This is a genomic window from Bacillus sp. EE-W1 (genome assembly GCF_009760835.1).
In the GTDB taxonomy this organism is placed as follows: domain Bacteria; phylum Bacillota; class Bacilli; order Bacillales; family Bacillaceae_G; genus Bacillus_A; species Bacillus_A wiedmannii.
Genome location: NZ_WIPE01000101.1, coordinates 1 through 26039, shown reverse-complemented (window position 1 = coordinate 26039; position 26039 = coordinate 1). Strand labels below are relative to the sequence as shown.

The 26039-nt window shown below is 37.2% G+C and carries 30 protein-coding genes; 17 read left to right on the top strand and 13 right to left on the bottom strand.

The features are described 5' to 3' along the window. Positions 1–2 precede the first annotated feature (2 nt). From GFJ36_RS25295 to pepA, 4 genes are all read left to right on the top strand, one after another. Positions 3–509 carry an NUDIX hydrolase gene (locus GFJ36_RS25295; protein ID WP_000415296.1) on the top strand — a complete coding sequence of 169 codons (507 nt, stop codon included), beginning with the start codon at positions 3–5 and terminating at the stop codon, positions 507–509. Continuing rightward, on the top strand, positions 506–823 hold the full coding sequence (locus tag GFJ36_RS25290; protein WP_000027007.1) for a YuiB family protein: 318 nt from the start codon (positions 506–508) through the stop codon (positions 821–823). The genes GFJ36_RS25295 and GFJ36_RS25290 overlap by 4 nt, the downstream gene beginning before the upstream one ends. 86 nt (positions 824–909) lie before the next feature. Next, complete coding sequence (locus GFJ36_RS25285) at positions 910–1536, top strand: 3D domain-containing protein (RefSeq protein ID WP_000920109.1); 627 nt, start codon at positions 910–912, stop codon at positions 1534–1536. A 146-nt stretch (positions 1537–1682) separates the two neighbouring features. Further along, a complete protein-coding gene (gene pepA, locus GFJ36_RS25280) occupies positions 1683–3167 on the top strand; it encodes a cytosol aminopeptidase (RefSeq protein ID WP_097891430.1) in 1485 nt (494 codons plus the stop codon). 130 nt (positions 3168–3297) lie between these two features. Here pepA and cdaS read toward each other — a convergent pair whose 3' ends face one another. Continuing rightward, entirely contained in the window at positions 3298–3903 is a 606-nt protein-coding gene (gene cdaS / locus GFJ36_RS25275; RefSeq protein WP_070169194.1) for a sporulation-specific diadenylate cyclase CdaS, read from the bottom strand. Positions 3904–4046: 143 nt separating this feature from the next. Between cdaS and GFJ36_RS25270 the strand changes: the two genes are divergently transcribed. Both GFJ36_RS25270 and galU read left to right on the top strand, forming a co-directional pair. Continuing rightward, positions 4047–5771 carry a phospho-sugar mutase gene (locus tag GFJ36_RS25270; RefSeq protein ID WP_088064703.1) on the top strand — a complete coding sequence of 575 codons (1725 nt, stop codon included), beginning with the start codon at positions 4047–4049 and terminating at the stop codon, positions 5769–5771. 108 nt (positions 5772–5879) lie between these two features. Further along, entirely contained in the window at positions 5880–6767 is an 888-nt protein-coding gene (gene galU, locus GFJ36_RS25265) for a UTP--glucose-1-phosphate uridylyltransferase GalU (RefSeq protein ID WP_087986056.1), read from the top strand. A gap of 45 nt (positions 6768–6812) precedes the next feature. Here galU and GFJ36_RS25260 read toward each other — a convergent pair whose 3' ends face one another. Together GFJ36_RS25260 and GFJ36_RS25255 are read right to left on the bottom strand one after the other, a co-directional pair. Continuing rightward, positions 6813–7406, bottom strand: a complete 594-nt coding sequence (locus GFJ36_RS25260) for a biotin transporter BioY (RefSeq protein ID WP_001252151.1) — start codon at positions 7404–7406, stop codon at positions 6813–6815. A gap of 50 nt (positions 7407–7456) precedes the next feature. Continuing rightward, positions 7457–8200 carry a DUF3298 and DUF4163 domain-containing protein gene (locus tag GFJ36_RS25255; protein ID WP_088064702.1) on the bottom strand — a complete coding sequence of 248 codons (744 nt, stop codon included), beginning with the start codon at positions 8198–8200 and terminating at the stop codon, positions 7457–7459. Positions 8201–8295: 95 nt separating this feature from the next. Here GFJ36_RS25255 and GFJ36_RS25250 point away from each other — a divergent pair, with 95 nt between their 5' ends. Beyond that, a complete protein-coding gene (locus GFJ36_RS25250) occupies positions 8296–8679 on the top strand; it encodes a hotdog fold thioesterase (RefSeq protein WP_000520763.1) in 384 nt (127 codons plus the stop codon). Positions 8680–8715: 36 nt separating this feature from the next. Here GFJ36_RS25250 and GFJ36_RS25245 read toward each other — a convergent pair whose 3' ends face one another. Together GFJ36_RS25245 and GFJ36_RS25240 are read right to left on the bottom strand one after the other, a co-directional pair. Further along, positions 8716–10092: a glycine--tRNA ligase gene (locus GFJ36_RS25245; protein WP_000287155.1), complete on the bottom strand. Its 1377-nt coding sequence runs from the start codon at positions 10090–10092 to the stop codon at positions 8716–8718. Positions 10093–10439: 347 nt separating this feature from the next. After that, the gene (locus GFJ36_RS25240; protein WP_097891432.1) at positions 10440–11153 is read right to left on the bottom strand and encodes a DNA alkylation repair protein; all 714 of its coding nucleotides are present in this window, start codon (positions 11151–11153) and stop codon (positions 10440–10442) included. A 118-nt stretch (positions 11154–11271) separates the two neighbouring features. Between GFJ36_RS25240 and GFJ36_RS25235 the strand changes: the two genes are divergently transcribed. Further along, positions 11272–11739, top strand: a complete 468-nt coding sequence (locus GFJ36_RS25235; protein WP_097891434.1) for a hypothetical protein — start codon at positions 11272–11274, stop codon at positions 11737–11739. 75 nt (positions 11740–11814) lie between these two features. Here GFJ36_RS25235 and GFJ36_RS25230 read toward each other — a convergent pair whose 3' ends face one another. Then, complete coding sequence (locus GFJ36_RS25230; RefSeq protein WP_137011545.1) at positions 11815–13140, bottom strand: ArsB/NhaD family transporter; 1326 nt, start codon at positions 13138–13140, stop codon at positions 11815–11817. Between the two features lie 290 nt (positions 13141–13430). On the opposite strand from GFJ36_RS25230, the gene kapD reads away from it, so the two are divergent. Further along, a complete protein-coding gene (kapD, locus tag GFJ36_RS25225; protein WP_088064700.1) occupies positions 13431–14054 on the top strand; it encodes a 3'-5' exonuclease KapD in 624 nt (207 codons plus the stop codon). Positions 14055–14095: 41 nt separating this feature from the next. On the opposite strand, the gene kapB is transcribed toward kapD, so the two are convergent. Then, complete coding sequence (gene kapB, locus GFJ36_RS25220) at positions 14096–14479, bottom strand: kinase-associated lipoprotein KapB (RefSeq protein ID WP_001209345.1); 384 nt, start codon at positions 14477–14479, stop codon at positions 14096–14098. Between the two features lie 165 nt (positions 14480–14644). On the opposite strand from kapB, the gene GFJ36_RS29260 reads away from it, so the two are divergent. Both GFJ36_RS29260 and sodC read left to right on the top strand, forming a co-directional pair. After that, entirely contained in the window at positions 14645–14821 is a 177-nt protein-coding gene (locus GFJ36_RS29260) for a hypothetical protein (RefSeq protein WP_000982763.1), read from the top strand. Between the two features lie 68 nt (positions 14822–14889). Beyond that, on the top strand, positions 14890–15429 hold the full coding sequence (sodC, locus tag GFJ36_RS25215) for a superoxide dismutase [Cu-Zn] (RefSeq protein ID WP_000746533.1): 540 nt from the start codon (positions 14890–14892) through the stop codon (positions 15427–15429). 84 nt (positions 15430–15513) lie between these two features. Here sodC and GFJ36_RS25210 read toward each other — a convergent pair whose 3' ends face one another. Next, a complete protein-coding gene (locus GFJ36_RS25210) occupies positions 15514–16668 on the bottom strand; it encodes a MalY/PatB family protein (protein WP_087986051.1) in 1155 nt (384 codons plus the stop codon). A 116-nt stretch (positions 16669–16784) separates the two neighbouring features. Between GFJ36_RS25210 and GFJ36_RS25205 the strand changes: the two genes are divergently transcribed. Then, on the top strand, positions 16785–17036 hold the full coding sequence (locus GFJ36_RS25205; RefSeq protein WP_000537643.1) for a YugE family protein: 252 nt from the start codon (positions 16785–16787) through the stop codon (positions 17034–17036). 29 nt (positions 17037–17065) lie between these two features. On the opposite strand, the gene GFJ36_RS25200 is transcribed toward GFJ36_RS25205, so the two are convergent. Together GFJ36_RS25200 and GFJ36_RS25195 are read right to left on the bottom strand one after the other, a co-directional pair. Continuing rightward, positions 17066–17905 (bottom strand): alpha/beta fold hydrolase, encoded by an 840-nt coding sequence (locus GFJ36_RS25200; RefSeq protein ID WP_088064697.1) that lies wholly within the window; start codon positions 17903–17905, stop codon positions 17066–17068. A gap of 109 nt (positions 17906–18014) precedes the next feature. After that, the gene (locus tag GFJ36_RS25195; protein ID WP_087986052.1) at positions 18015–19007 is read right to left on the bottom strand and encodes a 2-hydroxyacid dehydrogenase; all 993 of its coding nucleotides are present in this window, start codon (positions 19005–19007) and stop codon (positions 18015–18017) included. A 266-nt stretch (positions 19008–19273) separates the two neighbouring features. Between GFJ36_RS25195 and GFJ36_RS25190 the strand changes: the two genes are divergently transcribed. From GFJ36_RS25190 to yugI, 3 genes are all read left to right on the top strand, one after another. After that, a complete protein-coding gene (locus GFJ36_RS25190; protein ID WP_000255701.1) occupies positions 19274–19771 on the top strand; it encodes an Lrp/AsnC family transcriptional regulator in 498 nt (165 codons plus the stop codon). Continuing rightward, a complete protein-coding gene (locus GFJ36_RS25185) occupies positions 19768–20958 on the top strand; it encodes an aminotransferase (RefSeq protein WP_087982765.1) in 1191 nt (396 codons plus the stop codon). The genes GFJ36_RS25190 and GFJ36_RS25185 overlap by 4 nt, the downstream gene beginning before the upstream one ends. A gap of 251 nt (positions 20959–21209) precedes the next feature. Further along, positions 21210–21554: a S1 domain-containing post-transcriptional regulator GSP13 gene (gene yugI, locus GFJ36_RS25180; RefSeq protein WP_000003769.1), complete on the top strand. Its 345-nt coding sequence runs from the start codon at positions 21210–21212 to the stop codon at positions 21552–21554. A 112-nt stretch (positions 21555–21666) separates the two neighbouring features. Here the strand turns inward: yugI and GFJ36_RS25175 are convergent, their stop codons facing one another. Beyond that, entirely contained in the window at positions 21667–21900 is a 234-nt protein-coding gene (locus GFJ36_RS25175; RefSeq protein WP_048542215.1) for a DUF378 domain-containing protein, read from the bottom strand. Positions 21901–22174: 274 nt separating this feature from the next. Here GFJ36_RS25175 and GFJ36_RS25170 point away from each other — a divergent pair, with 274 nt between their 5' ends. Both GFJ36_RS25170 and GFJ36_RS25165 read left to right on the top strand, forming a co-directional pair. Then, positions 22175–23527: a glucose-6-phosphate isomerase gene (locus GFJ36_RS25170; protein WP_157349775.1), complete on the top strand. Its 1353-nt coding sequence runs from the start codon at positions 22175–22177 to the stop codon at positions 23525–23527. Between the two features lie 107 nt (positions 23528–23634). Continuing rightward, the gene (locus GFJ36_RS25165) at positions 23635–24048 is read left to right on the top strand and encodes a YugN-like family protein (RefSeq protein WP_137014476.1); all 414 of its coding nucleotides are present in this window, start codon (positions 23635–23637) and stop codon (positions 24046–24048) included. On the opposite strand, the gene GFJ36_RS25160 is transcribed toward GFJ36_RS25165, so the two are convergent. Next, positions 24035–25030, bottom strand: a complete 996-nt coding sequence (locus GFJ36_RS25160; RefSeq protein WP_087986054.1) for a potassium channel family protein — start codon at positions 25028–25030, stop codon at positions 24035–24037. The two genes, GFJ36_RS25165 and GFJ36_RS25160, sit on opposite strands and share 14 nt — an antisense overlap. 94 nt (positions 25031–25124) lie before the next feature. Beyond that, the gene (locus GFJ36_RS25155; protein ID WP_000384160.1) at positions 25125–25805 is read right to left on the bottom strand and encodes an MgtC/SapB family protein; all 681 of its coding nucleotides are present in this window, start codon (positions 25803–25805) and stop codon (positions 25125–25127) included. Between the last annotated feature and the right edge of the window lie 234 nt (positions 25806–26039).

Here is a 26039-nt window from a genome sequence, read left to right as displayed (position 1 = left end):
TCATGGAGAAGCGAGGGAAAGTATGGCTAGCTGTTGGTGGCTTAGTAGCTACAAAAGATGGCAGGTGGCTGTTCGTTAAGAAAAAATATAGTGGATTAAAGGGGAAATGGTCTTTGCCGGCTGGTTTTGTAAATGAAGGTGAGACGGTTGATGAAGCTGTGAAACGTGAAGTGTTAGAAGAGACAGGTATCGTCGCTCATGTGAAGGGGATCATTGGTGTTCGATCGGGCGTGATTCGCAATGAGATTAGTGATAATATGATTATTTTCCTTTTGGAGCCTGAAGGAGAAAACATTATTGTACAGGAGAAGGAATTGTCTGAAGTAGCATTTTTACATCCAGATACGATTGCGGACGATCCAAATACGTCTCTACTTATCAAATATTTGTTTGAAGGAAGATCAGAACTACATCTTGAGATGAACAAAACATTAGATCCAGGAGAGCAATTTGGTTATACAGCCTATCATGTATTTACGGCGCATGCGAAGGAGAGGGAGAAAGAGTGAGTATACCAGTACTACTTATTTCAATGATGTTATTTTTTATTTTGTTTTTTGGAATTGGATTTTTACTCAACATGATATTGCGAGCGACATGGGTAATGGTTATTGTGTATCCGATTGTTTGTATACTTATTATTAATAAGGCGAGTGTGTGGGATTATTTTTCAAAGCCGAAAGAAACATTCTCTTCATTTGGGACAAGTGTATCGCATTTAGGGCAGGCAGATGTGTTTATTCTATCTACTGGATTAGTAGGTGCTGCTTTAGCCGGAATTGTCATTAAGAAACTTCGGAAAAGCGGATATCAAATGTTTTAATCTCCAATTCATTTGGGGATTATTTTTTTGCATATTCCTTCATCGTATAGGGAATGATTAACGATGAAGGAGTGTGGAATATAAAAATGTTAAAACGATATTGTATTCGCATTATGATGACTTGTTTACTTGTATCCGCATTATGCGTAACATGGAATGCTTTCACAGGAGTTTCTTTATTAGAGATTGTAAAGAAATATGAGGGAACGAGTGCAAAAGAAGTACATGCAGCAGAAGTTAAGAGAAATGTTGCTCCGAGTAAAGAAGTGATAAATGCTTTAGAGCAGGCAAACGACTGGTCTAAATATCGTTCAATTGAAATGACTGCAACAGGTTATACGTCGGGAATTGAGTCAACTGGTAAGAGACCGGGACATCCGGAGTATGGTATTACATATTCAGGAGTTAAGGTGAAAAGGGATTTATATTCCACAATCGCTGCGGACTTACGCGTATTCCCAATTGGAACGATTCTATTCGTACCAGGTTATGGGTACGGTGTAGTAGCTGATAAGGGCGGTGCAATAAAAGGAAACCGTCTTGATCTGTATTATGATACGGTGAAAGATGTTTATAGCCAATGGGGTAAGAAAAAAGTGAATGTGTATGTAGTGAAAGTTGGAAATGGTAAGTTTTCAGAAGAAGAGTTAACGATGTTAAATCAAGACGAAACGATGCAAGTGTTTCGTGGTCAATATTTAAAACAAAGATAGTCTAGTGGTAATTACGCTAGACTTTTTTATTTTATAAATAGAAGAAATATGGATTATATAGGATGTAACAGAAGTTAGAATTGTCGCATTTTATCGAAAATAAAGTTATAATAAAGGCAGAGTAGAGAAATTTAGGGGGTCTGAACATGTTTCAAGTACAAAAAGAATTAGCAAGCCATGAAGCGGTAATCGTTGCCTTATTTGAAGAAGAGAAAACGAGTAGTTTTGTACAAGAACTGGACAAAGCGTTTGAAGGACAACTACAAGTTTTATTAGAAGAGAAAGAACTTTCTACGAAGAAGAAAGCTATTTCAAAAGTACATAGTTTAGGAAAAACAAATGTGAAACGTTATTATTTCGTTGGTTTAGGTAAGAAAGAGTCTTACACGACAGAAACGTTGCGTGCTGCTCTTGGTAAGGCATTTAAAACGTTACAAGCAGCAAAAGTACAAGATGCAACAATCTTACTTGATTCTTTCGTAACAGAGAAATTAGATGCAATTGATGTAGCTCATATTGCAGCAGAAGTACAAGGTCTTGGTACATATGAGTTACAAACGTATAAATCAGATAAAAAGGATCGTGTGGAACTAGAGAAGTTCACGGCTATTACAGCAGAAGATGCACAAGAAATTGAAGCTGCATTAACAGTTGGCTACGTACATGGACGTGCAACAAATTCAGCTCGTACACTTGTAAATATGCCGCCAAACGTATTAACAGCAACAAAGCTTGCTGAGTATGCTGTTGAGTTAGCGGAAAAGTATGATATGGATTATAAAGTTCTTGAGAAAGAAGAGATGGAAGATCTTGGTATGGGCGCGTTACTTGCAGTAAACCAAGGTAGTACAGAGCCACCAAAAATGATTGCTCTTATTTATAAAGGAAAAGAAGAGTGGACAGATGTCATTGGATTCGTTGGAAAAGGGATTACATACGATACAGGTGGTTATTCTTTAAAACCACGTGAAGGCATGGTCGGTATGAAAGGTGATATGGGCGGTGCTGCGTCTGTATTAGGTGCGATGGAAATTATCGGTGAACTTCGCCCAGAGCAAAATGTGATCGCTGTTATTCCATCAACTGATAACGTTGTAAGTGGTACAGCATTTAAGCCAGACGATGTAATCACATCTATGAGCGGAAAAACAATTGAAGTATTAAATACAGATGCAGAAGGTCGCCTAGCGTTAGCTGACGGTATTACGTATGCGAAAAAACTAGGTGCAAACTATCTTATTGATGTTGCGACATTAACAGGTGGTGTAATTGTTGCACTTGGAAATCAGACGACAGGCGCAATGACAAACAATGAAGAGTTGTTTGAGCAAGTGCTAGAGGCGTCTATGGAAACAGATGAATCAATTTGGCAATTACCGATTTTTGATCGTGATAAAGAACGCGTTCGAAACAGTAAGTTTGCCGATTTAAATAACTCACCAGGCCGCGAAGGACATGCGGTTATGGCAGGTACATTCTTAGGTGAATTTGCTGAAGATACACCTTGGGTACACTTAGACATCGCTGGAACATCTGAAACGTCAGGAGCGCATGATTTAGGGCCAGCTGGAGCAACAGGTGCAATGGTACGTACACTTGCAACACTTGTTGAACGTTTCGGAGAAGAGTAAGATCCATAAGAGAAGGCTGTTCCGATATTTTGGAACAGCCTTTTTTATTGGTATGATTATTGTCATTTTTTGTCGTTAAGTCGATATAATTTCATTTCCTATTGTACTGTTCTATAGGAAAAGATGGATCCTATAAAGAAATCGTATATAACGTTCCATTTAAAGCGAATGAAGTGCGACCTGTTTCTTCAGAGACAACTAAAATAAGTGCGTCGCTTTTTTCTGATAAGCCAATCGCAGCTCTGTGACGTGTTCCTAGTTCAGGATCAACTTCTGTGCTTTTCGTTAACGGAAGAATATTGGCAGCTGAAACAATATGATCATTTTTAACGAGAACGGCTCCGTCATGAAGAGGGTTACCTGGATAGAAAATGGATTCAAGTAACGGTGAGGTTAAATGAGCATGTAATGTTGTTCCAGTTTGAATGAGAGAGTCAAGTGGTTCGTTTCTTTCCACAACAATAAGAGCCCCGTGTTTTCGGGCGCTTAAATGTTGGACAGTTGCTGTAATAGAATGTGAGCTTTCAGTATAAGGTGATAAATACGCTTGAATATAGTATGTAGCTGCCAATGTTTGTACGTTTGCTAACATATGATGAATATCTTCCATTTTGCACAAAATACATTCATCTTCTTTATCAATTGCTTGTCTCATAATTGATAATTCTTTCTCAGCAATTTCAATCATTTGCTTTGTTTGTATTTTGAGCTCTTCTGACAAGCCCCATTCTTGCATAATCCTCATTCCCTTTAGTGGAGTATTTAACCATAGTGTATACAAATATTCCTAGTAAAATCCTGTTAGATTGTAAAAAATATTGAGATACAGGTTGTTTTTTTCATATAATAAAGGTATGACAAGCGAGAGGAGATAGAAATATGAGCTGGAAACAAGAATTTAGTCGCTGGCTTTCCTATGCAGAGTTAGACGCAGAACTAAAAGAACAGTTAGAAAACATGAAGCAAGATGAGAAGAAAATTGAGGACAGCTTTTATAAAAATCTAGAATTCGGCACAGGTGGTATGCGTGGTGAACTTGGTGCTGGTACGAACCGTTTGAACGTATATACAGTTCGTAAAGCAACACAAGGATTAGCGAAGTTTATTGAAAAATTAGGTGAAGAAGCGAAAAAACGCGGTGTTGTTGTAGCGTACGATTCTCGTCATAAATCACCTGAATTTGCAATGGAAGTAGCTGCTACACTTGGTGCACACGGTATCACAACATATGTGTTTGAAAGCTTACGCCCAACGCCAGTGCTTTCTTTCGCAGTTCGTCATTTACATACAGTAAGTGGAATCGTTCTTACGGCAAGCCATAATCCGCCGGAATATAACGGTTATAAAGTATATGGTGAAGATGGTGGGCAGTTGCCTCCAAAAGAAGCTGATGAGTTAATTAGCTATGTAAATGCAGTAGAGGATGAGTTAACAGTTGAGGTTGCTAATGTGGAGCAATTAAAAGCTGACGGTTTATTACATATTGTTGGACAAGAAGTAGATGATGCATATGCAACAGAATTGAACAATGTCATCATTAATAAAGAAATGGTACAAAATGTTGGAAAAGACTTAAAAATCGTCTTTACACCATTACATGGAACATCAAATATTTCTGTGCGCCGTGGTTTAGAAGAAGTTGGATTTACAGATGTAACAGTTGTAAAAGAGCAAGAGTTACCAGATCCGAACTTCTCTACAGTAAAATCACCGAACCCAGAAGAGCATGCAGCGTTTGAGTATGCAATTCGTGACGGTGAGAAGGTAGGAGCAGATGTGTTAATCGCAACGGATCCTGACGCAGACCGTCTAGGCGTTGCAGTTCGTAATCACGATGGTGAGTTCCAAGTATTAACGGGTAACCAAACAGGTGCATTAATGCTTGATTACTTATTATCTCAAAAGAAAGAAAACGGAACGCTTCCAGAGAACGGTGTTGTATTAAAAACAATCGTAACGTCTGAAATTGGCCGTACAATCGCGAAAGCATACGGTTTAGATACAGTTGATACGTTAACTGGATTTAAATTTATCGGTGAGAAAATTAAACAGTATGAAGAAAGCGGACAATACGAATTCCAATTCGGTTATGAGGAAAGCTATGGTTATTTAATCCGTCCATTCTGTCGTGATAAAGATGCAGTACAATCTGTTCTATTTGCATGTGAAGTAGCTGCATACTACAAATCACAAGGTAAAACGTTATACGATGGTTTATTAGAAGTATTTGAGAAGTACGGTTTCTTCCGTGAAGATCTTGTATCGTTAACGTTAAAAGGAAAAGATGGAGCGGAACAAATTCAAGAAATGATGGCAACATTCCGTGAAAATCCTCCGAAAGAAGTAGCGGGCTTAACAGTTGTAGCTGTTGAAGACTATAAAGCGAGCATCGTTACATCTTTACAAGATGGACATAAAGAAGAGATTCACTTACCGAAATCAAATGTGTTAAAATATCAATTAGAAGATGGTTCTTGGTTCTGCCTACGCCCATCTGGAACTGAACCGAAGATTAAGTTCTACTTCGGTGTTCAAGATAATTCTTTACAAAATAGTGAACAAAAGTTACTTACTATTAAAGAAGATATTATGAATCGTTTATAATATAAAGTAATTTTAAGTAGTAAGGAACGAAAGGGAGTGAAACCTCCCTTTTGTTTTATGTAAGGAAATAATCGTTATTGATTCTGACAGAAGAGAGGGTATTTTGTGATGAAAAAAGTAAGAAAAGCCATAATCCCAGCAGCTGGATTAGGAACACGTTTTTTACCAGCTACAAAAGCAATGCCAAAAGAAATGTTACCGATAGTAGATAAACCAACTATCCAATACATTGTAGAAGAAGCAATAAAATCAGGAATCGAAGATATTATTATCGTTACTGGTAAAACGAAGCGCTCTATTGAAGATCATTTTGATAATGCATTTGAGTTAGAGCAAAACTTATTAGAAAAGAAAAAGTATGAGTTACTTGAAAAAGTACAGGCTTCTTCAAAAATGGTAGATATTCACTATATCCGTCAAAAAGAACCAAAAGGATTAGGACACGCTGTTTGGTGTGCACGTAAATTCATTGGTGATGAGCCATTCGCTGTTTTATTAGGTGATGATATCGTTCAAGCTGAAAAACCATGTTTACGTCAATTAATTGAAGAATATGATAAAACGCTTTCTTCTGTTATTGGTGTACAAACGGTTCCAGAAGACGAAACACACCGTTATGGAATTATCGACCCATTAGAGCAGGAAGGACGTCGTTACCAAGTTCGCAATTTCGTTGAGAAACCAGCAGCAGGTACAGCACCTTCAAACTTAGCAATTATGGGACGTTACGTTTTAACACCTGAAATCTTCATGTTCTTAGAACAGCAACATGTTGGTGCTGGTGGTGAAATTCAGTTAACAGATGCAATCCAAAACTTAAACGAAATTCAACGTGTATTTGCTTACGATTTCGAAGGAAAGCGCTACGACGTAGGTGAAAAGTTAGGATTCGTTCAAACGACAATCGAAATGGCTCTGCGACACCCAGAATTACGTGATGACATGGTTCCAATGATGCAGAAAATTTTAGAAGAACACACGAAGCAACAGTCTTAATGTAAAAAAGGAGTTATTTCAGTGTACTGAAATAACTCTTTTTTATTATGAAATCGTCGAATGAGAATGCTGATAAGCGGAACGACGTACAGCATAGTATATGCGAGGTGCGATAATAGCACCGATAATGGTAAATGCAATATCTTTTACTGCGAACCACATCATAATCATCCAAGCCGCTTTATAACTCATATTACCACCCATGAAGAAATTGACTGCCCCGTACATATAAGTAGTACCGATAATATACGTTAAAATGATTCCTGTGAAAGAGGCAATTGCAAATGTACTGAATGTTGGTCGTTCTTTTTGTTCTACTAGTTTTCCGGATACGTAAGCAACGATAATAAATGCAATAATAAAACCACCAGTAGGATCTAAAAGCGCTCCGAATCCAGCTTTGAAGTTAGCGAAGATTGGTGCACCAGCTAAGCCAACGAGCATATACACAGTCATTGATAATGCGCCAAGTCTACTTCCAAGAAGAAGCCCTGCTAAAATTGCGAAAAATGGTTGCATAGATAATGGGATACCCGCTACTTGCAGGAATGGTGCCCAAGATACAATATTTGCACCAATGGCCATAAGAGCGACGAACATGGCAGCTAATGCTAAATCTAAAACATGAAATCTCCTCATAATGTTAACCTCCTGTTGTTTTTAGGTTAACATTATCGTAGCGAAAATATTTACTTGTTGTCAATCAAAATATTTTGATAAGAAGGCTTCAAATACTCTCTTAGCAACGTATACGGAATACGAAATTGAGGGATTCCGCTTGAATAAGGAGCAATCTCATATAAAGGGAAATAAATGACGAGATTGTCCGGTTCTAAAAAGAAGTGGAACTTTTTCGTGCTCATGACCTTTTCAGTTGCATCGGGAAAATAAATACTTTCATTTTGTTTAATTTGTCTTACAATCTCAGCACGGATTATTTCTTTATATTTATCTTCTGGTTGAAATAGATCGTCTAAGTGTAGTAACTTTTTTTCTTTTAAATCAAATGTGTTTGCCTTCCACTTATAAAGACCGTGTGCTCCGCCTGTATATTGATAGTAATTCACATATAGGCTGAGCAACGGTGGTTTATTTAGGGAGACTTTATAATCAACATTCGCCACGTACGGATGAAAAGGTGTACTAGATCCTTCTGTTTCTTTATAATATTTTTTTGCGTCTTTTTCTAATTTTGTTTTAAATTTGTCAGTAGATTTTTTGTAATAGAAATTGAGCTTATTTTGAAATTTAGAATCGGGAAAATTGTGAAACGAAGGTCTGTTAATTTGATATTCTATATAAGGTTTCTTACCTTTTTGTGTTACAGTCTGAACATCGATTGTCAGGTTGGATGCTTTGGCTGCTAGTGCACAATTTGGTACAATAGTCAGCAAGGAGAACATAAGCAGTAATATACAAAATTTCTGTTTCATTTAGGTGAAACCTCCTTATATAAGTGTTATAAGTAGTTTGAAAATAAATAGGTAAAATTATACATTCAATTAAAGTAAGAGAAGGAGGAAACGATATGGGAAAAACTTTAATGGATTCACTTGGAATTGAGTTGTTAGAGATGACAGAAGATAAGGTGGTTGCTACGATGCCTGTTGATGAGCGTACGCATCAGCCGTTTGGTTTTTTACACGGCGGTGCATCTCTTGCATTAGCGGAAACAGTAGCAAGTGTTGGTTCATACAATTTAATTGATCAAGAGAAATGTATTTGTTTCGGTCTAGAAATTAATGCAAATCACATTCGCTCAAAGAAAGATGGGATTGTAACAGCGATCGGAACACCGATACATAGAGGACATTCAACGATGGTTTGGGATGTACGTATTATTGATGAGAATGATGATTTACTATGTATATCAAGATGTACAGTAGCAATTAAAGAAAAACGTGAAAAGTAAAAAGAGGCGGCTCAATAGAGCGCCTCTTTTTTATAATTAGAACTGGATTTTCTTCTCTAAGAAGCCTTTTAGCTCGCTAATTGGCATACGAACTTGTTCCATTGTGTCACGGTCACGTACTGTAACAGCTTTGTCTTCAACTGAGTCGAAGTCGTAAGTGATACAGAATGGTGTACCGATTTCGTCTTGACGACGGTAACGTTTACCGATAGAACCAGTTTCGTCAAAGTCTACCATGAAGTCTTTAGCTAGTTCTGCGAATACTTCAGTAGCACCTTCAGATAGCTTTTTAGATAATGGTAAGATAGCTGCTTTGTATGGTGCTAAAGCAGGGTGGAAACGAAGAACTGTACGAGAATCGTTTTCCAATTGCTCTTCTTCATATGCATCACATAAGAATGCTAATGTTACACGGTCAGCACCTAAAGATGGCTCGATGCAGTACGGTACGTAACGCTCATTCGTTTGTGGATCGATATAGTTAAAGTCTTCATTAGAGTGTTCCATGTGACGTTTTAAATCGAAGTCTGTACGAGATGCTACGCCCCAAAGTTCGCCCCAACCGAATGGGAATCTGAATTCAATATCAGTTGTTGCGTTACTGTAATGAGATAATTCCTCTTCACCGTGGTCACGAAGACGCATGCTTTCTTCAGTCATACCAAGTGAAAGTAACCAGTTCTTACAAGTTTCACGCCAGAATGCGAACCATTCTAAATCTTCACCAGGCTTACAGAAGAATTCAAGTTCCATTTGTTCGAATTCACGTGTACGGAATGTGAAGTTACCAGGCGTGATTTCGTTACGGAAGCTCTTACCGATTTGGCCAATACCAAATGGAAGTTTTTTACGCATAGAGCGTTGTACGTTTTTAAAGTTTACGAAAATACCTTGTGCTGTTTCAGGACGAAGGAAGATTTCGTTCGTGCTAGACTCTGTAACACCTTGGAATGTTTTGAACATTAAGTTGAACTGACGGATTTCAGTGAACTCTTCACTACCACAATCAGGACATTTTACTTCATGTTCTTTCATTAGGTCAGCCATTTGGTCGAAAGTAAGACCATCAACAACCATTTCGATGCCTTTTGCATCTAATGCATCTTCAATTAATTTGTCAGCACGGTGACGCGCTTTACATTTTTTACAGTCGATCATTGGATCGTTGAAGTTACCAACGTGACCAGAAGCGATCCAAGTTTTTGGGTTCATTAAAATAGCTGCGTCTAAACCAACGTTGTATGGAGATTCTTGAATGAATTTTTTCCACCAAGCTTTTTTAACGTTATTTTTTAATTCGATTCCAAGTGGACCGTAATCCCAAGTGTTTGCAAGACCACCGTAAATTTCAGAACCAGGGAAAACAAAACCGCGATGTTTCGCTAAGTTTACAACTTGTTCCATTGAATACATAATAAAATCCTCCTTTTGAAAGTTAACGTATTGGCGATGACGTGCTCTGATACTTGTGAAACGAGCGGTATATGCTTTGAAAAACATAAAAAAAACGCTCATCCCAAGGCTTAATTGCCTAGGGACGAGCGTTTGCCCGCGGTTCCACCCTAGTTGATACACAACAGGTGCATCCACTTTATCACGTATTGCTCGGGACTGCCGTTTCCTTGCGGCATCAGGCTTTCACTATCCCTGAATCGCTTTTTGTGCAAGTACTTATAAGTCCGTCATCGCTACTTATATTAATAATAATGAACATATTCTAACACGTTCTTTTTTAAATCTCAATAGAGGAACGCGTCTATCTATGATAGAGTCTCGCCTATTTTTTCGTTATTTATTCCGTAATTTTGTTTAATGTGCTTAATTGCTTCACGTTTACTAAGGGGAGCAAGCTCGTTATTTTGCACGTATTCCCAAACGACATCGGGCTTCGTTTTTGCATACTCGCGAAGGACCCAGCCAATCGCTTTTTGAATGAAAAATTCTTTTGAAGAATGTAGTTGTCCAATAATCCAGAAAAGAAGTTCTTCGTCCATCTTTTGTTTATATTTTAGCTGGAATAAAATAGCGGCGCGTTGTAACCATATGTTGTCTGATGCAATCCATTTTGGAATATAGGCAGAAATTAATTCCGGATGTTTTAAAAAGATATTTCCTAAAAATGTAGGGACGATGCTATCAACAGAATCCCACCAAGATTTTGTTACAATAAGTTCTTCTAAAAACGGGATATGCGTTTCGTTTATATGCTTTTTATATTTTTGCATAATATCGAGTGCGGCCGCTTGAAATTCACGTTCTGGTAAATCCCAAAGCTCACGTACGATAACTTGGAAATCTTTTTGATCTGGGGGAGTGTGTATTTGGATGACGTCTTTCAATAGTTGTCTTCTTTCAGGTGTTTGAATACCGAGAAATGGGAAGTGGTTTTTCATATAACATGCCATCGGTTCTGCTTTTTCAGGATTTTTATGGGCTGTGAAATGCTCTTGTAATGCTTGTACAAATGGATGCATAAGTGCGTTCTCCTCTCTTATTATCTCGCTCCTATTATTATACAGAGAGTTTGGATAAATTTTAAAACATAACTTGTAAAGTAATGAAATATGTTGAGAGTAGAGAGGAGAGGATAAGATGGAAGATCAAGGCGTACTAGCAGGTTTCTTTGCTCTTAGTTTTGCGTTTATTCTTCTTGTATTGATTTGGGCAATTATTGCGTATTTATTAACGGCTTTTGCACTGTATACGATGGCGAAAAATGATGGTGCAACGGATGGTGCTCTTGCGTTTATTCCTTTTTTAAATAGTAAGATATGGGGTGATTTAGCAAAAGACAAATTACCGGATTTCTTAAAAGAAGAAGCAGGATGGAAAGTATTCGGCATATATGTCGCGTGTTTCATTTTTAACTTCGTACCAATTCTATATTTATTAGCAACAGCTGTATCGATTGTGCTGTCTATTTATCTTATCTACGCAATTTTAGATAGATACGGAACGAATTCTATATTGTTTACGATTATTCATACAATCACATTTTCGGTTTTCTTACCGATTCACTTGTTCATTATTCGGAATGAGCCGGTAAGGTATAACGAGTAGGGATATTTGAAAAATCATTCATATAATTGTATTGAACAAGAAAAAGGGCTGTCACATGTGACAACCCTTTTTCTACTACATAAGGTAGCGTAAATAAATATAAATATGAGAAATGATTAATGAAACGATCATAATTGGGAAGCCGACTTTAAGGAATTCCATGTAGCTAAATTTATGGCCCTCACGACTTGCGATACCTGCAACAATTACGTTAGCAGAAGCTCCGATTAATGTTCCGTTTCCACCTAGACAAGCACCTAATGCTAATGCCCACCATAATACGTCGATTTGTGCGTCAGAAGGTGATAAACCTAGCCCAACTGCCATATCGTTAATAAGTGGGATCATTGTTGCAACGAATGGAATGTTATCAATTGTTGCAGAGGCGATACCAGATACCCATAAAATAAGGATAGATGCGTAAGAAACATCTCCACCTGTTATTCCAATTACTTTTTGAGCTAACATTTTGATAAGGCCGATATCAATAAGTCCTCCAACAAGTACGAATAGTCCTGCGAAGAAGAAGATTGTTACCCACTCTACACTTGCGAATACCTCTTCAATTTCATGTTCTTTCACACCGATTAGCATAAGTACAGTAGCACCAGTTAAAGCGATGATAGCTGCATCAACATGGAAGATCGAATGAGTCATGAAACCTACGATTGTAAGTCCAAGTACGGTTAAAGATTTTTTCATTAATACTGGATCTTTAATGTATTGTTTTTCATCTAAACTCATTAATTTTTTAATTTGTACAGGATCAGCAATTAATTGTTTACGATACATGAAGTAAAGTATTGTCGCTGTAACAGCAATAATAATGATTACGATAGGTGCTAAGTTGAATAAGAACGCATTGAAATCTAAATGCTTATTTGCAGAACCAATCATAATGTTAGGTGGATCACCAATTAATGTTGCTGTTCCTCCAATGTTTGAAAAAATAATTTCAGAAAGTAAATAAGGAACAGGATTTACTTTCAGTATGCGCGTAATAGATAAAGTAACTGGAACAACAAGAAGTACAGTTGTAACGTTATCTAAAAATGCGGAACCAAGCGCAGTAAGTAAGGAAAGTGAAATTAAAATTTTAATTGGATTTCCTTGCGCCCCTTTTGCTGCTTTAATGGCAACGTATTGGAAGACACCCGATTTACTTGTAATGTTCACCAGAATCATCATACCGATGAGTAGCGTAATCGTCCCCCATTCAATATGTTTCGTAAAGGCGTTGTGTAAATCAACGACCCCCATAATTACCATGAGTGCTGCACCAAGAAGTGCGATGACAGCGCGATTAATTTTTTCTGAAATAATAATGGCATATGTAATTAAAAAGACTGCGATAGCAAAATAATACTGCCAGTTTGCGAGCTCTTGCGTTGTTTCGTGCAAAACTCTCATCTCCTTTCATTCACTTTTCTTAGTGTGTCAAAAAATTAACTAGATGAAACACACATAACGTCATTATAAAGTAGAAAAAAGGGGGATGTAAATGAAAGGGCTTATTTTGTCATATTTTCTGCATCGGTCATTTTTTCTTATTTTTAAAAATATTTGTGGGCATTTGACATATATATAAGATACATCCAATCTGAATATTTAAAATGGAATTAGCATTCGAGCTTGTTCGTGTAGGAGTGTCAAATAGAAAGGAATGACAAAGATGATAAGGAAGGGATCGTATGGATGAACAACGATTTTTATTTTTGGATTTTGAGTTTACGATGCCCCAGCACAGAAAAAAACCAAAAGGATTTTTCCCGGAAATCATTGAAGTAGGACTCGTTTCGGTTGTTGGCTGTAAGGTAGAAGACACGTATTCAGCTCATGTTAGGCCGAAAACTTTTCCTTCTTTAACGGATCGATGTAAGAAATTTTTAGGAATTAAACAAGAAGTCGTAGATAAAGGAATTGCGTTTCCAGAACTCGTTGAAAAACTTGCAGAATATGAAAGGAGATGTAAACCAACCATTGTTACGTGGGGAAATATGGATATGAAAGTGTTGAAGCATAATTGTGAAATGGCAAGAGTAGACTTTCCGTTCTTAGGACAGTGTCGTGATTTATCACTTGAGTATAAGAAGTTTTTTGGGGAGAGAAATCAAACAGGATTGTGGAAAGCAATTGAGGCATATGGAAAAGCAGGGACGGGTAAGCATCATTGTGCGCTAGATGATGCGATGACGACGTATAATATTTTTAAATTAGTAGAAAAAGATAAAGAGTATTTAGTGAAACCAGCACCTCCAACATTGGGAGAACTCGTTGATTTTTCAAAAGTGTTAAAGAAAGTGAGTACACAGTAACGACCAAATTGCATAGTATGTAATTTGGTCGTTTTGTTTTTTTAAAGTTTGTAGTCTTTTTTTAACTGCTCTAATGTTTCTAGACTACGAACCGCAAAAGGTGAATCATCTTCAGAAAATGAATTCATTTGAGTTTCCAATGCTAATTTGAGTGACTCTGTATACTCTGGAATTTCTCCTTCATATTTCTTCACCATTTGCTCTGGAATGTTCGTCTGTTCACGGAAAGCTAAAGCACGTCTTTCATGGAAAAATGGTACGTCAGCTTGTTTTACGTTATGTAAGTCACCTTGCACCGGATGTTTTAAAACAGCTAACACTTTTACGACGTAACTGCCAGGACGGCTATTTGTAACTTCGCCGATGTATTTGCCAGTTTTATAAATACCAGTAACGATTTCACCAATTTCAAATGTTTCTCTCATATTTTTCACCTCAAGTTTATAGTAAGGAAAGTGTGCGAAGGAGTCAAAGAAATCATTCGCTTTCGGAATGCCCCCTTGAGAATATGGATAGGTTCCACTATAATTTTATATTATATAACAGAAAATTCTGATGTTTTTTGAATCCTATAATAAGGAGTGTTCCGTATGATGCCTTTATATTTTCCGGAAGATAAAACAGAATATATTATTCCAGGGATTGTTTGCGTTCTATTTATCATTGGTGCCGTTGCTACGTGGCGTATGTTCATTCGTGTATCAAAACGCGAAGCGGAGCGATTACAGAAAGTTGAAGAAAAACTTTTAGCGGAAAAGAAACAGTAACTCATTTTTGTATGTTTCCCTCTATGCTCGGACAATCTAAGGGCAGAATATATTTTGGAGGGAATAGAATGAAAAAACGGCTTTTTTTAAGTTGTTGTTTATTATTTCTGATGGCAGGTTGTGACCAAGGGAAGCCGAAAGAAATTGACGTGAAATTACATAATGCTTCAGGCGATGAAGTGGGGACTGCGAAAGTAGTGCAGCAAACAAGCGGAGTGAAAATTACGATTAAAGGGGAAGGTTTCGCACCAGGCGCGCACGGACTGCATGTACACGAAATTGGTGAGTGTAAAGCACCACGTTTTGAATCATCTGGTAATCATTTTAATCCTGATAATAAAAAGCATGGACTTCTTAATCCGAAGGGTGCAGAAAACGGTGATTTACCGAACGTAATTGCAGACGGTTCTGGAAAGATTAAAGCAGAAATCGATGCGCCGCACATAACGCTTGAAGAAGGGAAAACAACGATTCATAGAAAAGATGGAGCGTCTATTATTATTACAGAAAACGCTGATGATGGTATGACACAACCAACAGGTAAATCCGGTGATCGAATTGCTTGTGGTGTCATTGTAAAAAAAGCGTCGGATATGAAGAAAAAGTAAAAGCTACCGTGCATGGTAGCTTTTTTTGTGAAACGTATTTGAAAAGATATTGATAAAGGAGGTTTTCCCGAATTACCTCCTTTCTTATTCTGAAAACGTATGGCGCAGTCTATTTAAAATTTCTTCTAAAACAGATCTTGGACAGCCGATGTTAATTCGAATATGTTCTTCGCCGCCTAATCCGTATTTCTCACCAGGTTCAACGATGATTTTCCCTTTTTCCTCAAGTAATGCAGTGCGTTCATTTTGAGAAAGCTGTAGGCGGGAGCAATCGATCCATAATAAAAAGCTACCTTCTGGTTTCGTTACAGAAAGAGCGGGTATGTGATTTTTAATATATTTACAAGCGAATTGAGCGTTATCTTCTATATATAATCGAATTTCATGTAGCCAATCATTACATTCTGTATAGGCACTTTGCATCGCTGTATAGGCAAATGTATTTAATCCGTGGAAACCTTGTCTATATTGGATAGATATAAAGGTTTGACGGAGTTTTTCGTTTGGAATGATAATAATCGATGCCTGTAATCCAGCGATATTAAATGTTTTACTCGGAGCCATACAAGTAATCGTGCGCGCTGCTAATTCTTCAGATAAGGAAGCGAACGGTGTATGCGTATGATCTCCGTAAATAATATCGGAATGAATTTCATCCGCGACAACGATTACATTATATTTTGTACATAACGTGCCAAGTTGTGTAAGTTCCTCTTTTGACCAAACACGCCCGATTGGATTGTGAGGACTACAAAGAAGCATGAGTTTGACGCCTTGTTGAAATTGCTTTTCTAAATGATCGAAGTCTATCGTATATGTATCATTTTGTTTCTGTAAAGGACTCACGCATAATCGTCTGTTGTTTGTTGTGACCATTTCGAAAAATGGGGGATAAATAGGTGGTTGTACGAGAACGGATTCGTTTTCCTTTGTGAAGGCCTGTATGCTCGCACTAAGAGCTGGAACGATTCCCGCGCTAAAGACAATCCAATCTTTTTGAATATCCCAGTTGTACTGTTTTTTTGTCCAGTTACAAATAATATCTCCAATATTTTCGGGAGGAAGTGTATAGCCGAAAATAGGATGCTCGATACGTTTCTTTAAAGCAGTCTGAATTGGTTGTGGTACTTCAAAATCCATATCAGCAATCCAAGCATGGAGAAGTTCTTCGTTTTTATACGTATCCCATTTCGTACTATGGGTTCCACGTCGATTGACTGTTTTATGAAATAGTTGCATAAGTTTGCCCCCTTCTTCTGTAAACCGTTAAGTTATGAAAGTTCTCTCTCTTCTTATAGAATAGCTGATGTGATAGGATAAAGAAAAGCATTAAAAAGTGAAAAGGCGGGAAGCGAATGGGTACATATGAAAAGATGATAGAGGTTGTGAAGAATTGGGATCCGTTTCAAATGGGACCGGAGTTTTATGAAACAGAAGCGAGCGATGTTGTGAACGTCGTAAGTGTGTTCGACGATCCAAAATACATCGCAAAAAAGATTCAACATATATACTTTATGTCTTTTGAGGAAGTACCTGCGCTTGGAAAATGTGAGAAGTTAGCTGTGGAATTACTTGTAATAAAAGAAGGCGGAAGTTGTTCATTGTAGGCTGTCGGAATTTCCGACAGCCTTTTGTATTATTGTGCAGAAAAAGCGATAATTTCTTCATAAACAAGTTCAGGCTTTTCTTCAGGTAGTAAATGTCCTGTGTTTTCGTAAGAAATAAATTTAGAATTTGGTAAATCTTTGTGTAGCCGATGACCTACATGTACAGGGACGACACGATCTTTTTCACCCCAAATGAGTAGTGTAGGTGTTTCGATTTTTTGTAATTCATTTGAAGATAAATCACCTTCACGGTCTCTTATCATACGAGTTAAAGCAGGGAATATACGGTTGTCATAAAAAGGAGCGGAGTAACCTTCCTTCATTTCATCGTCAATTAATGAGTGATCATGAACGACATTCATTAAGTTATGAACAATCCCGCGCCGTATAATCCAGTTCTTTACGTATAAATGAAAGAACGGTAAATAAGAAGAGTACAGTAAAGGTAAGGTTGCGCGTGCTAAATAGCTAGAGCTGCATAGTAAAATTGTCTTTGAGATTAATTCAGGGCGTATACGGTTTACATAGAGAGAAATTTGTCCACCCATAGAATGCCCAACTAACACAATATTTGAGAGAGATAAATGTTCAATTAAATCGATAATAACCGTTGCTAAATTATGATAAGAATACTTAAAGAGATGAGACTTATCACTTTTTCCGAACGGTGGCAAATCAAGAGCTAGTACTGTTCCTGCTTTCGATAATAAAGGAATGAGGCGGCGGTAACTGAATGAGGAAGATAAAAAGCCGTGAACGAGTACGAAAGTAGGACGTTCCGTTTTGTTGTCATGTTCATACAATTCGTAATGAATAGTAGTGCCGCGAGTGGAAAAAGTGAAATAAGGACAAGTATATTCGTGATTCATTTTTTGTCACTCCATTGATTTTTGTTCATATCATCTCCAAGGCAGAAAAAAATATGTTAACAAAAAAAGGCAAGATGACGATGTCATCTTGCCTTTTGCTTATTCATCATTATCCACGAACAATATTAGGCGGTGTTTTTCCTTGTAACCCTGCAACTAAATTTTCAGCGGCTGTCATAGCCATTTGCTGCCTAGTTTTTAATGTTGCAGATCCGATGTGTGGTAAAGTCACAACATTTTGTAATGATAAGAGCGGATTATCTTTTTGAATCGGCTCTTGTGTAAAAGTGTCAATGCCTGCTGCAAAGATTTTCTTTTCTGTTAACGCATGTATTAACGCTTCTTCATCTACTGTTTTTCCGCGAGAGGCATTAATGAAGATTGCTGTTTCTTTCATTAATGAAAATTCCTTTTCTCCGATAAGATGATACGTTTCATCTGTTAATGGAGTAAGAAGAACAATAAAATCAGATTGTTTGAGTAACGTCTGTAAATCACAATATGTAGCATCGAATTTTTGTTCAGCTTCTTCTTTACGGCGACGGTTATAATACAGAACATTCATATCAAATCCGAATTTCGCCCGTTTTGCAACGGCTTCTCCAATTCGTCCCATTCCGATAATACCGATTGTACTATGGTGTACATCCAGCCCGAAGTGCTCTTTTCCGATTTCGGCGTTCCATTCACCATTTTTCACGTAGGAGTCGAGTTCGCAGACGCGGCGACCAGCAGATAACATAAGAGCGAAAACAAGGTCCGCTACTGTATCATCTAATACATATGGTGTATTCGTTCCAATGACGTTGCGCTTTTCCATCGCTTGTAAATCAAAATTATCGTAACCGACAGAAATGTTGCTCACTACTTTTAAGTTAGGAGCTACATTTAATAATTCTTCATTAATAGCAGATCCGAAATTTAATAAGCCATCTTTATTTTGTATTTTCTCCAATAGGACATCACGAGGTACCTTCTCATTTTGCTCCCATTTTTCATAATCACAGTGTTCTGATAAATAGTTTTCTACAAATGTTGGAACTGGTTCAGCAATATAAACCTTTGGTTTCACGGTTCCATCCCCTTTCGCTTTATCACGCATTTTCCCGCTGATTAAAGTTTCACTTTACCCCGCTTTAACGAGCAGTAAGACTCCCACCTAAAAAGACGGCTGAGGCAAAGAAGTGAGGTGGGAGATCAACTGCTCGTAAAAGCCCGATTGGTGCGGGCTAATAATCAGCGGGGTGAAGCATTCCGCTGATTAAAGTTTCACTTTATTTTGACATAATTCACTAAAAAAATCTTCTTTTCAAACTGGAAGGGGTATTTGTATAATTTAGACACAAACGAAAAGGAAGGATGATTTATATGGTGACAGAAAAAGAATTAGAATTATTAGCTTGTCTTGAAAAAAGTAGTCGATTATCTGTAGATACATTAGCGAAGCTGTTAAATATAGAAGTAGAAGAAGTAAAGAAGATGGTTGAAAAATTAGAAGCGGAAAAGATTATTGTTGATTATGTAACACATATCGATTGGACGAAGGTAAAAGAACATACAGGTTTAACGGCGATGATCGATGTGAAAGTTACGCCAAAGCGCGGCGTTGGGTTCGATGCGGTTGCTGAACAAATTTATCGTTATTCAGAAGTGAAATCTGTGTATTTAATGTCAGGGACATACGATCTTTCTATTACATTAGAAGGAAAGACAATGGGAGAAGTCGCGATGTTTGTTTCTGAGAAATTAGCAACAATTGAATCTGTCGTTTCTACAACAACGCATTTCATTTTGAAAAAGTATAAACATGAGGGAATTATTTACGAAAAAAACGATGATGATAAGCGCATTGTGGTGACACCATGAAGCAATTTGAACTATCTAGAACGGCAGAATCTTTACAACCATCTGGTATTCGAAAGTTTTTCGATTTAGCAGCAAATATGAAAGGTGTTATTTCTCTTGGAGTAGGAGAGCCTGACTTTGTTACACCTTGGAATGTAAGGCAAGCATGCATCCGTTCTTTAGAACAAGGATATACGTCATATACAGCAAATGCAGGATTATTGGAACTGCGCCAAGAAATAGCAAAGTATCTAAAAAAACAATTTGCAGTATCTTATGATCCGAACGATGAAATCATTGTTACAGTTGGAGCGAGTCAGGCGTTAGATGTAGCGATGCGCGCCATTATAAATCCTGATGATGAAGTACTCATTATTGAACCAAGCTTCGTTTCTTATGCACCGCTTGTGACATTAGCTGGAGGAGTTCCGGTTCCTGTGGCAACGACTTTAGAAAACGAGTTTAAAGTACAACCAGAACAAATTGAAGCAGCTATTACAGCGAAAACAAAGGCAATTTTGCTTTGTTCACCAAATAACCCAACAGGTGCAATGTTAAATAAATCCGAGCTTGAAGAAATAGCAGTGATTGTTGAGAAGTACAATTTAATCGTATTATCTGATGAAATTTATGCAGAGCTTGTATACGACGAAGTATATACAAGTTTCGCGAGTATTAAAAATATGCGCGAGCATACAATTTTAATTTCGGGATTTTCAAAAGGGTTTGCGATGACAGGATGGCGCCTCGGTATGATTGCAGCTCCTGTTCAATTTTCGGAATTAATGCTTAAAATTCATCAATATTCCATGATGTGTGCACCGACAATGTCTCAGTTCGCAGCACTCGAAGCGTTACGCGCGGGGAATGATGAAGTAATTCGGATGAGAGATAGTTATAAGAAACGCCGTAATTTTATGACGACATCGTTTAATGAAATGGGTTTAACGTGTCATGTGCCGGGCGGAGCATTTTATGTCTTTCCTTCTATTTCTTCAACTGGACTATCTTCGGCAGAATTTGCAGAACAGTTATTATTAGAAGAAAAGGTGGCTGTTGTACCTGGAAGTGTATTTGGCGAAAGTGGTGAAGGATTTATTCGTTGCTCGTATGCAACATCGCTTGAACAACTTATGGAAGCAATGAAGAGAATGGAACGGTTTATAGAAAATAAAAAAAGGACAAAACATAATACGTTTTGTCCATAAAAGGGGGGGAATACTAGAAAGCCATGTGTTAGTATTCTATCCCAATATTAGAAAATTATACGTACTCTAGGAAATTTTTCGTTAATTTTGAATGAGTTCTGTCATAGTGGTATAATTTACTAATATGAGGTATGCATATCCTGAGTAGCTTTACTTAGGGTACGTACTAACTAATCGGATATTTAACAATAAATCATCTGCTTTACTATCTACAATTGTAGAGAAAATGGTAACGTATGGGAGTGTTTCATATGTCAGAACAATATACAACTGGAGTGGTTGTAACAGGGAAAGTGACTGGGATTCAAGATTACGGAGCATTTGTAGCGTTAGATGCAGAAACACAAGGGCTTGTGCATATATCTGAAATTACAAATGGATATGTAAAGGATATTCATGACTTTTTAAAAGTCGGCGATACAGTAGAAGTAAAAGTACTTTCAATTGATGAAGAACACAGAAAAATGAGTTTATCGTTAAAAGCGGCGAGAAGAAAACAAGGGCGGATCCTTATACCGAATCCATCTGAGAACGGATTTAATACGCTGCGAGAAAAGCTAACCGAATGGATTGAAGAGTCCGAGTTAACAAAGTAAAAGAGGAGCGCATATGAGCGTTCCTCTTTTACTTTGTCTTATGATATATATTTGCAAATATGATTGCATGCAATCATATTTGTATGTCGGAGGTGAAATAAAGACATACTGACTAGTGGATTTCGTTCGTTTCTGGGTGAGTGCCAAGATTTTCTGATGGTTTAAAGAGTAAACCAAGATTGATAAGCCCAGAAATACCGACGATGCCGTAAATAATACGGGAAAGAGCTGAATTTTGTCCACCGAAAATGGCTGCCACTAAGTCAAACTGGAAGAACCCGATTAGTCCCCAGTTCACGGCGCCAATTACAGTAAAGACTAATGCGATACGTTGCAGAGTACTCATGAAAAAGCCCCCCTTAATTGTGAAGCGTGAACAAGCGATGAGTTAATTAACTCCTTTATAGAATGGTGTAGTTATGTTGTTTTTATACATAAAAAATATAAGAAAAAGGATGTATATACATCTATACCGAAAAATGCGAATTTTTATGCAAAAAATGAACTTTTTCTAAAAAATATATATTGGTTACGTTTACAATGGTTGAATCGCTTGATTTACAACTTCAGTTTCGCTAAAGTGAATACAGAAATACATATACATTATTGGAGGGAAAAAGATGAGTACACATGTAACGTTCGACTATTCTAAAGCGTTATCCTTCATCGGTGAACATGAAATCACTTATTTACGTGATGCAGTGAAAGTAACACATCATGCAATCCACGAAAAAACTGGAGCTGGGAACGATTTCCTTGGGTGGGTAGACCTTCCGCTTCAATATGACAAAGAAGAATTTGCTCGCATTCAAAAATGCGCAGAAAAAATTAAAAATGACTCTGACATTTTACTTGTTGTAGGTATCGGTGGTTCTTACCTAGGAGCACGTGCAGCAATCGAAATGTTAAACCATTCTTTCTACAACACGCTATCTAAAGAACAACGTAAAACTCCACAAGTGCTATTTGTTGGACAAAACATTAGCTCCACTTACATGAAAGATTTAATGGACGTATTAGAAGGTAAAGACTTCTCTATTAACGTTATTTCCAAATCAGATACAACAACAGAGCCGGCACTAGCATTCCGTATTTTCCGTAAGTTATTAGAAGAAAAGTATGGAAAAGCAGAAGCTCGCAAACGTATTTATGCAACGACAGATAAAGCACGTGGTGCATTAAAAACATTAGCTGATAACGAAGGTTACGAAACATTCGTTATTCCAGATGATGTTGGAGGACGTTTCTCTGTATTAACGCCAGTTGGTTTATTACCAATCGCAGTAAGTGGCTTAAATATTGAAGAGATGATGAAAGGTGCAGCTGCTGGTCATGATGACTTCGGTGCATCAGAACTAGAAGAAAACCCAGCTTACCAATACGCAGTAGTTCGTAACGCTTTATACAATAAAGGAAAAACAATTGAAATGCTTGTTAACTATGAGCCGGCACTTCAATACTTCTCTGAATGGTGGAAACAGTTATTTGGTGAAAGTGAAGGGAAAGATCAAAAAGGTATTTTCCCATCTTCAGCAAACTTCTCAACTGACTTACACTCATTAGGTCAATACGTTCAAGAAGGTCGTCGTGACTTATTCGAAACAGTTCTGAAAGTAGGTAAATCTACACATGAACTAACAATTGAATCAGAAGAAAACGATTTAGATGGATTAAACTACCTTGCTGGTGAAACTGTAGACTTCGTAAACACGAAAGCATACGAAGGTACATTACTTGCACATAGCGATGGTGGCGTACCAAACTTAATCGTAAATATCCCTGAATTAAATGAGTACACATTCGGTTACCTTGTATACTTCTTCGAAAAAGCATGTGCGATGAGCGGCTACTTATTAGGCGTAAATCCATTCGACCAACCAGGAGTAGAAGCATACAAGAAAAACATGTTTGCTTTACTTGGTAAACCAGGATTTGAAAAGTTAAAAGCAGAATTAGAAGAGCGTTTAAAATAATAAAAAGCGACCGGAATCCGGTCGCTTTTTATTATTTTATCGAAAAGTCCATCGGTATATTCAAACTAGAGTGGGTATGCTAAAGAAAAAGTCTAGGAGGGATGGGCTTGATTCCGATTCAATCAAATTTAGAAGGACGTACATATGCGTTATATAAGTTAGAAGAGATAATGAAGCCACTTGGGTATAACATTGGTGGCAATTGGGATTACGATAAAGGATGCTTTGATTACAAAATCGATGAAGAAGATGGATATCAATTTCTGCGAGTGCCATTTACAGCAGTGAATGGCGAATTAGATGTGCCTGGTGTAATAGTCCGTCTGGAAACGCCGTATATTCTTTCGCACGTATATCAAGACGAACTAGATGATCACGTAAATACTTTAACGGCTGGAACGAGTGGAATGGATCAATTTGCTGAGCCGAAAGATCCAGATGGAGATGTGAAAAGAAAATATATCAATATTGGGAAAGTGCTCATGCAGGAACTAGAAAAACATTTTCTTAATGGTGAATAACAATGAGTATGTCGCTTTCAATGAGAACAAAGGAATGGACTGGATTAATCATATATTGTTCGTCGCGTTTTATACCTAGTAAGAGAATATTTTGCTTTAAAAGAGTATAGCTACAATTTGCAAAAGTTTGTCCAGTGCAGGAAGGATAAAGCTCCATCAGTTGTAATTTGTTATCAGAGATTTCATCGTAAAGTGAGAATAGTACGCCTGAAATGGAAGGGAATAAAAGAGAAGCGGTAAATACGTAGCTCGTTAATTTATTTCCTTCTATAATTTCTGATACACCAGCTCTAGTTGCATTTTGTATTTGTTCAGAAGTAAGAAGTTCGGCGATGCAGTGAATGTTTGGATTGAGACCTTTCGCAGTTAAAATATTTAAAATGGACTGTGTATCTGCTAAGCTTTCATTTTTTTCTTTATCAGCTGTTATTAATATAGTGTGAGCCGTTGTAATGTTAGCTTTTAATAAAGTTTGATCGTGATGCGGGCAACCCTTTATAAATTCTAAATGATGAAATGGTTTTGGAAGTAAAGAAAGTGTTTCATCAATTAAAACGATATCAAGGTTCGGTTGTAAGATGTGCATTTGTTTTACAACATGTTTTGCCCGTTCATTCCAACCCACGATAATCATATGACCGTTAGAGGTAGCGGCTTCTTCTCCTTTAATTTTCATATATTGTTTATTAATCATATCAGTGGCGAACAGAACCATATAATAAGAACAAAAACCGGTTCCAAATAAAATAATACCCATACCGATAAGTTTGCCTATTAGTGTATGCGGGGCAAAGTCACCATAGCCAACGGTGAAAATGGTAACGATTGACCACCAAACTCCATCAAACCATGTGGTGAAGTGCGATGGCTCTAATCTATGTATAAGGAAGCCAGAAAAAGCAGTAAGTAAAACAATAAAGCAAACTAAACGAAAAATAATGGAATCACGAAATGTATCTACTAAATTTGGACGGGATTTCAAACTCTTATTCCTCCTTACTTTGCAGGACTACATTCATTGTTACCATTATAGAAAAAAGAAAAACTCTCTAATTTAAAAGAGAGTTTGTTTTACATTACATACTTTCTAATTCAGTTTGTTGGACACTTTCAAGATGCTGGAGGGCGTAGTAAACATCAGCGGTATGCCTTTTTTGATCGATAGATAATTTCAAATGTAAATAGTGAGAACCATTCTCCAATGTTTTGAGCTTCATATTCTTAACTTTTATATCCATTTCTTTTATTTCTTCAATTACAATTGGGATATTGTCCATATTTCGCACGACAAGTTTTACTGCGATATCACGTTGACGAAATGATCTCGGTCCTACAAATTTCATTGCTAATGGTATAAGTTCAACGCTAATCATAAGGAAACACATTCCGAAAATCGCTTCGATATAGAATCCAGCCCCAACAGCAATACCAATACCAGAAGCACCCCAAATCATAGCAGCAGTCGTTAGTCCTGCAATGCTATCGTTTCCTCTTCGTAAAATAACACCGGCACCTAAAAAACCGATTCCTGATACAATTTGAGCGGCAAGTCGAAGTGGATCCATATTCATATGATCGGTATGTGGTAAATTGTAAGCCGCTTTAATAGAAACAATCGTCAGGAGGCAACTAATGATAGAAATAACTAAACAAGTTTTTAAACCAAGTGGTTTTCGTTTTAATTCGCGCTCTAAACCGATAGCGAACCCTAAAATAGCCGAGAGACCTAGTTTGATTAATAAATCGGCATAGTCCATATATATTCCTCCTTGTATGATATGGTATATGAATAAAACATTTATTATAGAAAGAAACGCTTTTGATAGAGTGACTTTATATAGAATATATGTAGGAATTATTTATACATGAAAGAGATATTTCGTTTAAGTATATGATATTAACAAAGAAATTAGGGTGATCTAAAAAAAAGTTTATAAAAGGTGTTGCATTTCGATTTTCACCATGATATATTAATAACCGTCGCTGATGCG

Excerpts from the sequence above, each read along its gene's own strand:
- GFJ36_RS25295 (WP_000415296.1), top strand. The coding sequence starts at position 3 with ATGGAGAAGCGAGGGAAAGTATGGCTAGCTGTTGGTGGCTTAGTAGCT.
- GFJ36_RS25285 (WP_000920109.1), top strand. The coding sequence starts at position 910 with ATGTTAAAACGATATTGTATTCGCATTATGATGACTTGTTTACTTGTA.
- pepA (WP_097891430.1), top strand. The coding sequence starts at position 1,683 with ATGTTTCAAGTACAAAAAGAATTAGCAAGCCATGAAGCGGTAATCGTT.
- cdaS (WP_070169194.1), bottom strand. The coding sequence starts at position 3,903 with ATGCAAGAATGGGGCTTGTCAGAAGAGCTCAAAATACAAACAAAGCAA.
- GFJ36_RS25270 (WP_088064703.1), top strand. The coding sequence starts at position 4,047 with ATGAGCTGGAAACAAGAATTTAGTCGCTGGCTTTCCTATGCAGAGTTA.
- galU (WP_087986056.1), top strand. The coding sequence starts at position 5,880 with ATGAAAAAAGTAAGAAAAGCCATAATCCCAGCAGCTGGATTAGGAACA.
- GFJ36_RS25260 (WP_001252151.1), bottom strand. The coding sequence starts at position 7,406 with ATGAGGAGATTTCATGTTTTAGATTTAGCATTAGCTGCCATGTTCGTC.
- GFJ36_RS25255 (WP_088064702.1), bottom strand. The coding sequence starts at position 8,200 with ATGAAACAGAAATTTTGTATATTACTGCTTATGTTCTCCTTGCTGACT.
- GFJ36_RS25250 (WP_000520763.1), top strand. The coding sequence starts at position 8,296 with ATGGGAAAAACTTTAATGGATTCACTTGGAATTGAGTTGTTAGAGATG.
- GFJ36_RS25245 (WP_000287155.1), bottom strand. The coding sequence starts at position 10,092 with ATGTATTCAATGGAACAAGTTGTAAACTTAGCGAAACATCGCGGTTTT.
- GFJ36_RS25240 (WP_097891432.1), bottom strand. The coding sequence starts at position 11,153 with ATGCATCCATTTGTACAAGCATTACAAGAGCATTTCACAGCCCATAAA.
- GFJ36_RS25235 (WP_097891434.1), top strand. The coding sequence starts at position 11,272 with ATGGAAGATCAAGGCGTACTAGCAGGTTTCTTTGCTCTTAGTTTTGCG.
- kapD (WP_088064700.1), top strand. The coding sequence starts at position 13,431 with ATGGATGAACAACGATTTTTATTTTTGGATTTTGAGTTTACGATGCCC.
- kapB (WP_001209345.1), bottom strand. The coding sequence starts at position 14,479 with ATGAGAGAAACATTTGAAATTGGTGAAATCGTTACTGGTATTTATAAA.
- GFJ36_RS29260 (WP_000982763.1), top strand. The coding sequence starts at position 14,645 with ATGATGCCTTTATATTTTCCGGAAGATAAAACAGAATATATTATTCCA.
- sodC (WP_000746533.1), top strand. The coding sequence starts at position 14,890 with ATGAAAAAACGGCTTTTTTTAAGTTGTTGTTTATTATTTCTGATGGCA.
- GFJ36_RS25210 (WP_087986051.1), bottom strand. The coding sequence starts at position 16,668 with ATGCAACTATTTCATAAAACAGTCAATCGACGTGGAACCCATAGTACG.
- GFJ36_RS25205 (WP_000537643.1), top strand. The coding sequence starts at position 16,785 with ATGGGTACATATGAAAAGATGATAGAGGTTGTGAAGAATTGGGATCCG.
- GFJ36_RS25200 (WP_088064697.1), bottom strand. The coding sequence starts at position 17,905 with ATGAATCACGAATATACTTGTCCTTATTTCACTTTTTCCACTCGCGGC.
- GFJ36_RS25195 (WP_087986052.1), bottom strand. The coding sequence starts at position 19,007 with ATGCGTGATAAAGCGAAAGGGGATGGAACCGTGAAACCAAAGGTTTAT.
- GFJ36_RS25190 (WP_000255701.1), top strand. The coding sequence starts at position 19,274 with ATGGTGACAGAAAAAGAATTAGAATTATTAGCTTGTCTTGAAAAAAGT.
- GFJ36_RS25185 (WP_087982765.1), top strand. The coding sequence starts at position 19,768 with ATGAAGCAATTTGAACTATCTAGAACGGCAGAATCTTTACAACCATCT.
- yugI (WP_000003769.1), top strand. The coding sequence starts at position 21,210 with ATGTCAGAACAATATACAACTGGAGTGGTTGTAACAGGGAAAGTGACT.
- GFJ36_RS25175 (WP_048542215.1), bottom strand. The coding sequence starts at position 21,900 with ATGAGTACTCTGCAACGTATCGCATTAGTCTTTACTGTAATTGGCGCC.
- GFJ36_RS25170 (WP_157349775.1), top strand. The coding sequence starts at position 22,175 with ATGAGTACACATGTAACGTTCGACTATTCTAAAGCGTTATCCTTCATC.
- GFJ36_RS25155 (WP_000384160.1), bottom strand. The coding sequence starts at position 25,805 with ATGGACTATGCCGATTTATTAATCAAACTAGGTCTCTCGGCTATTTTA.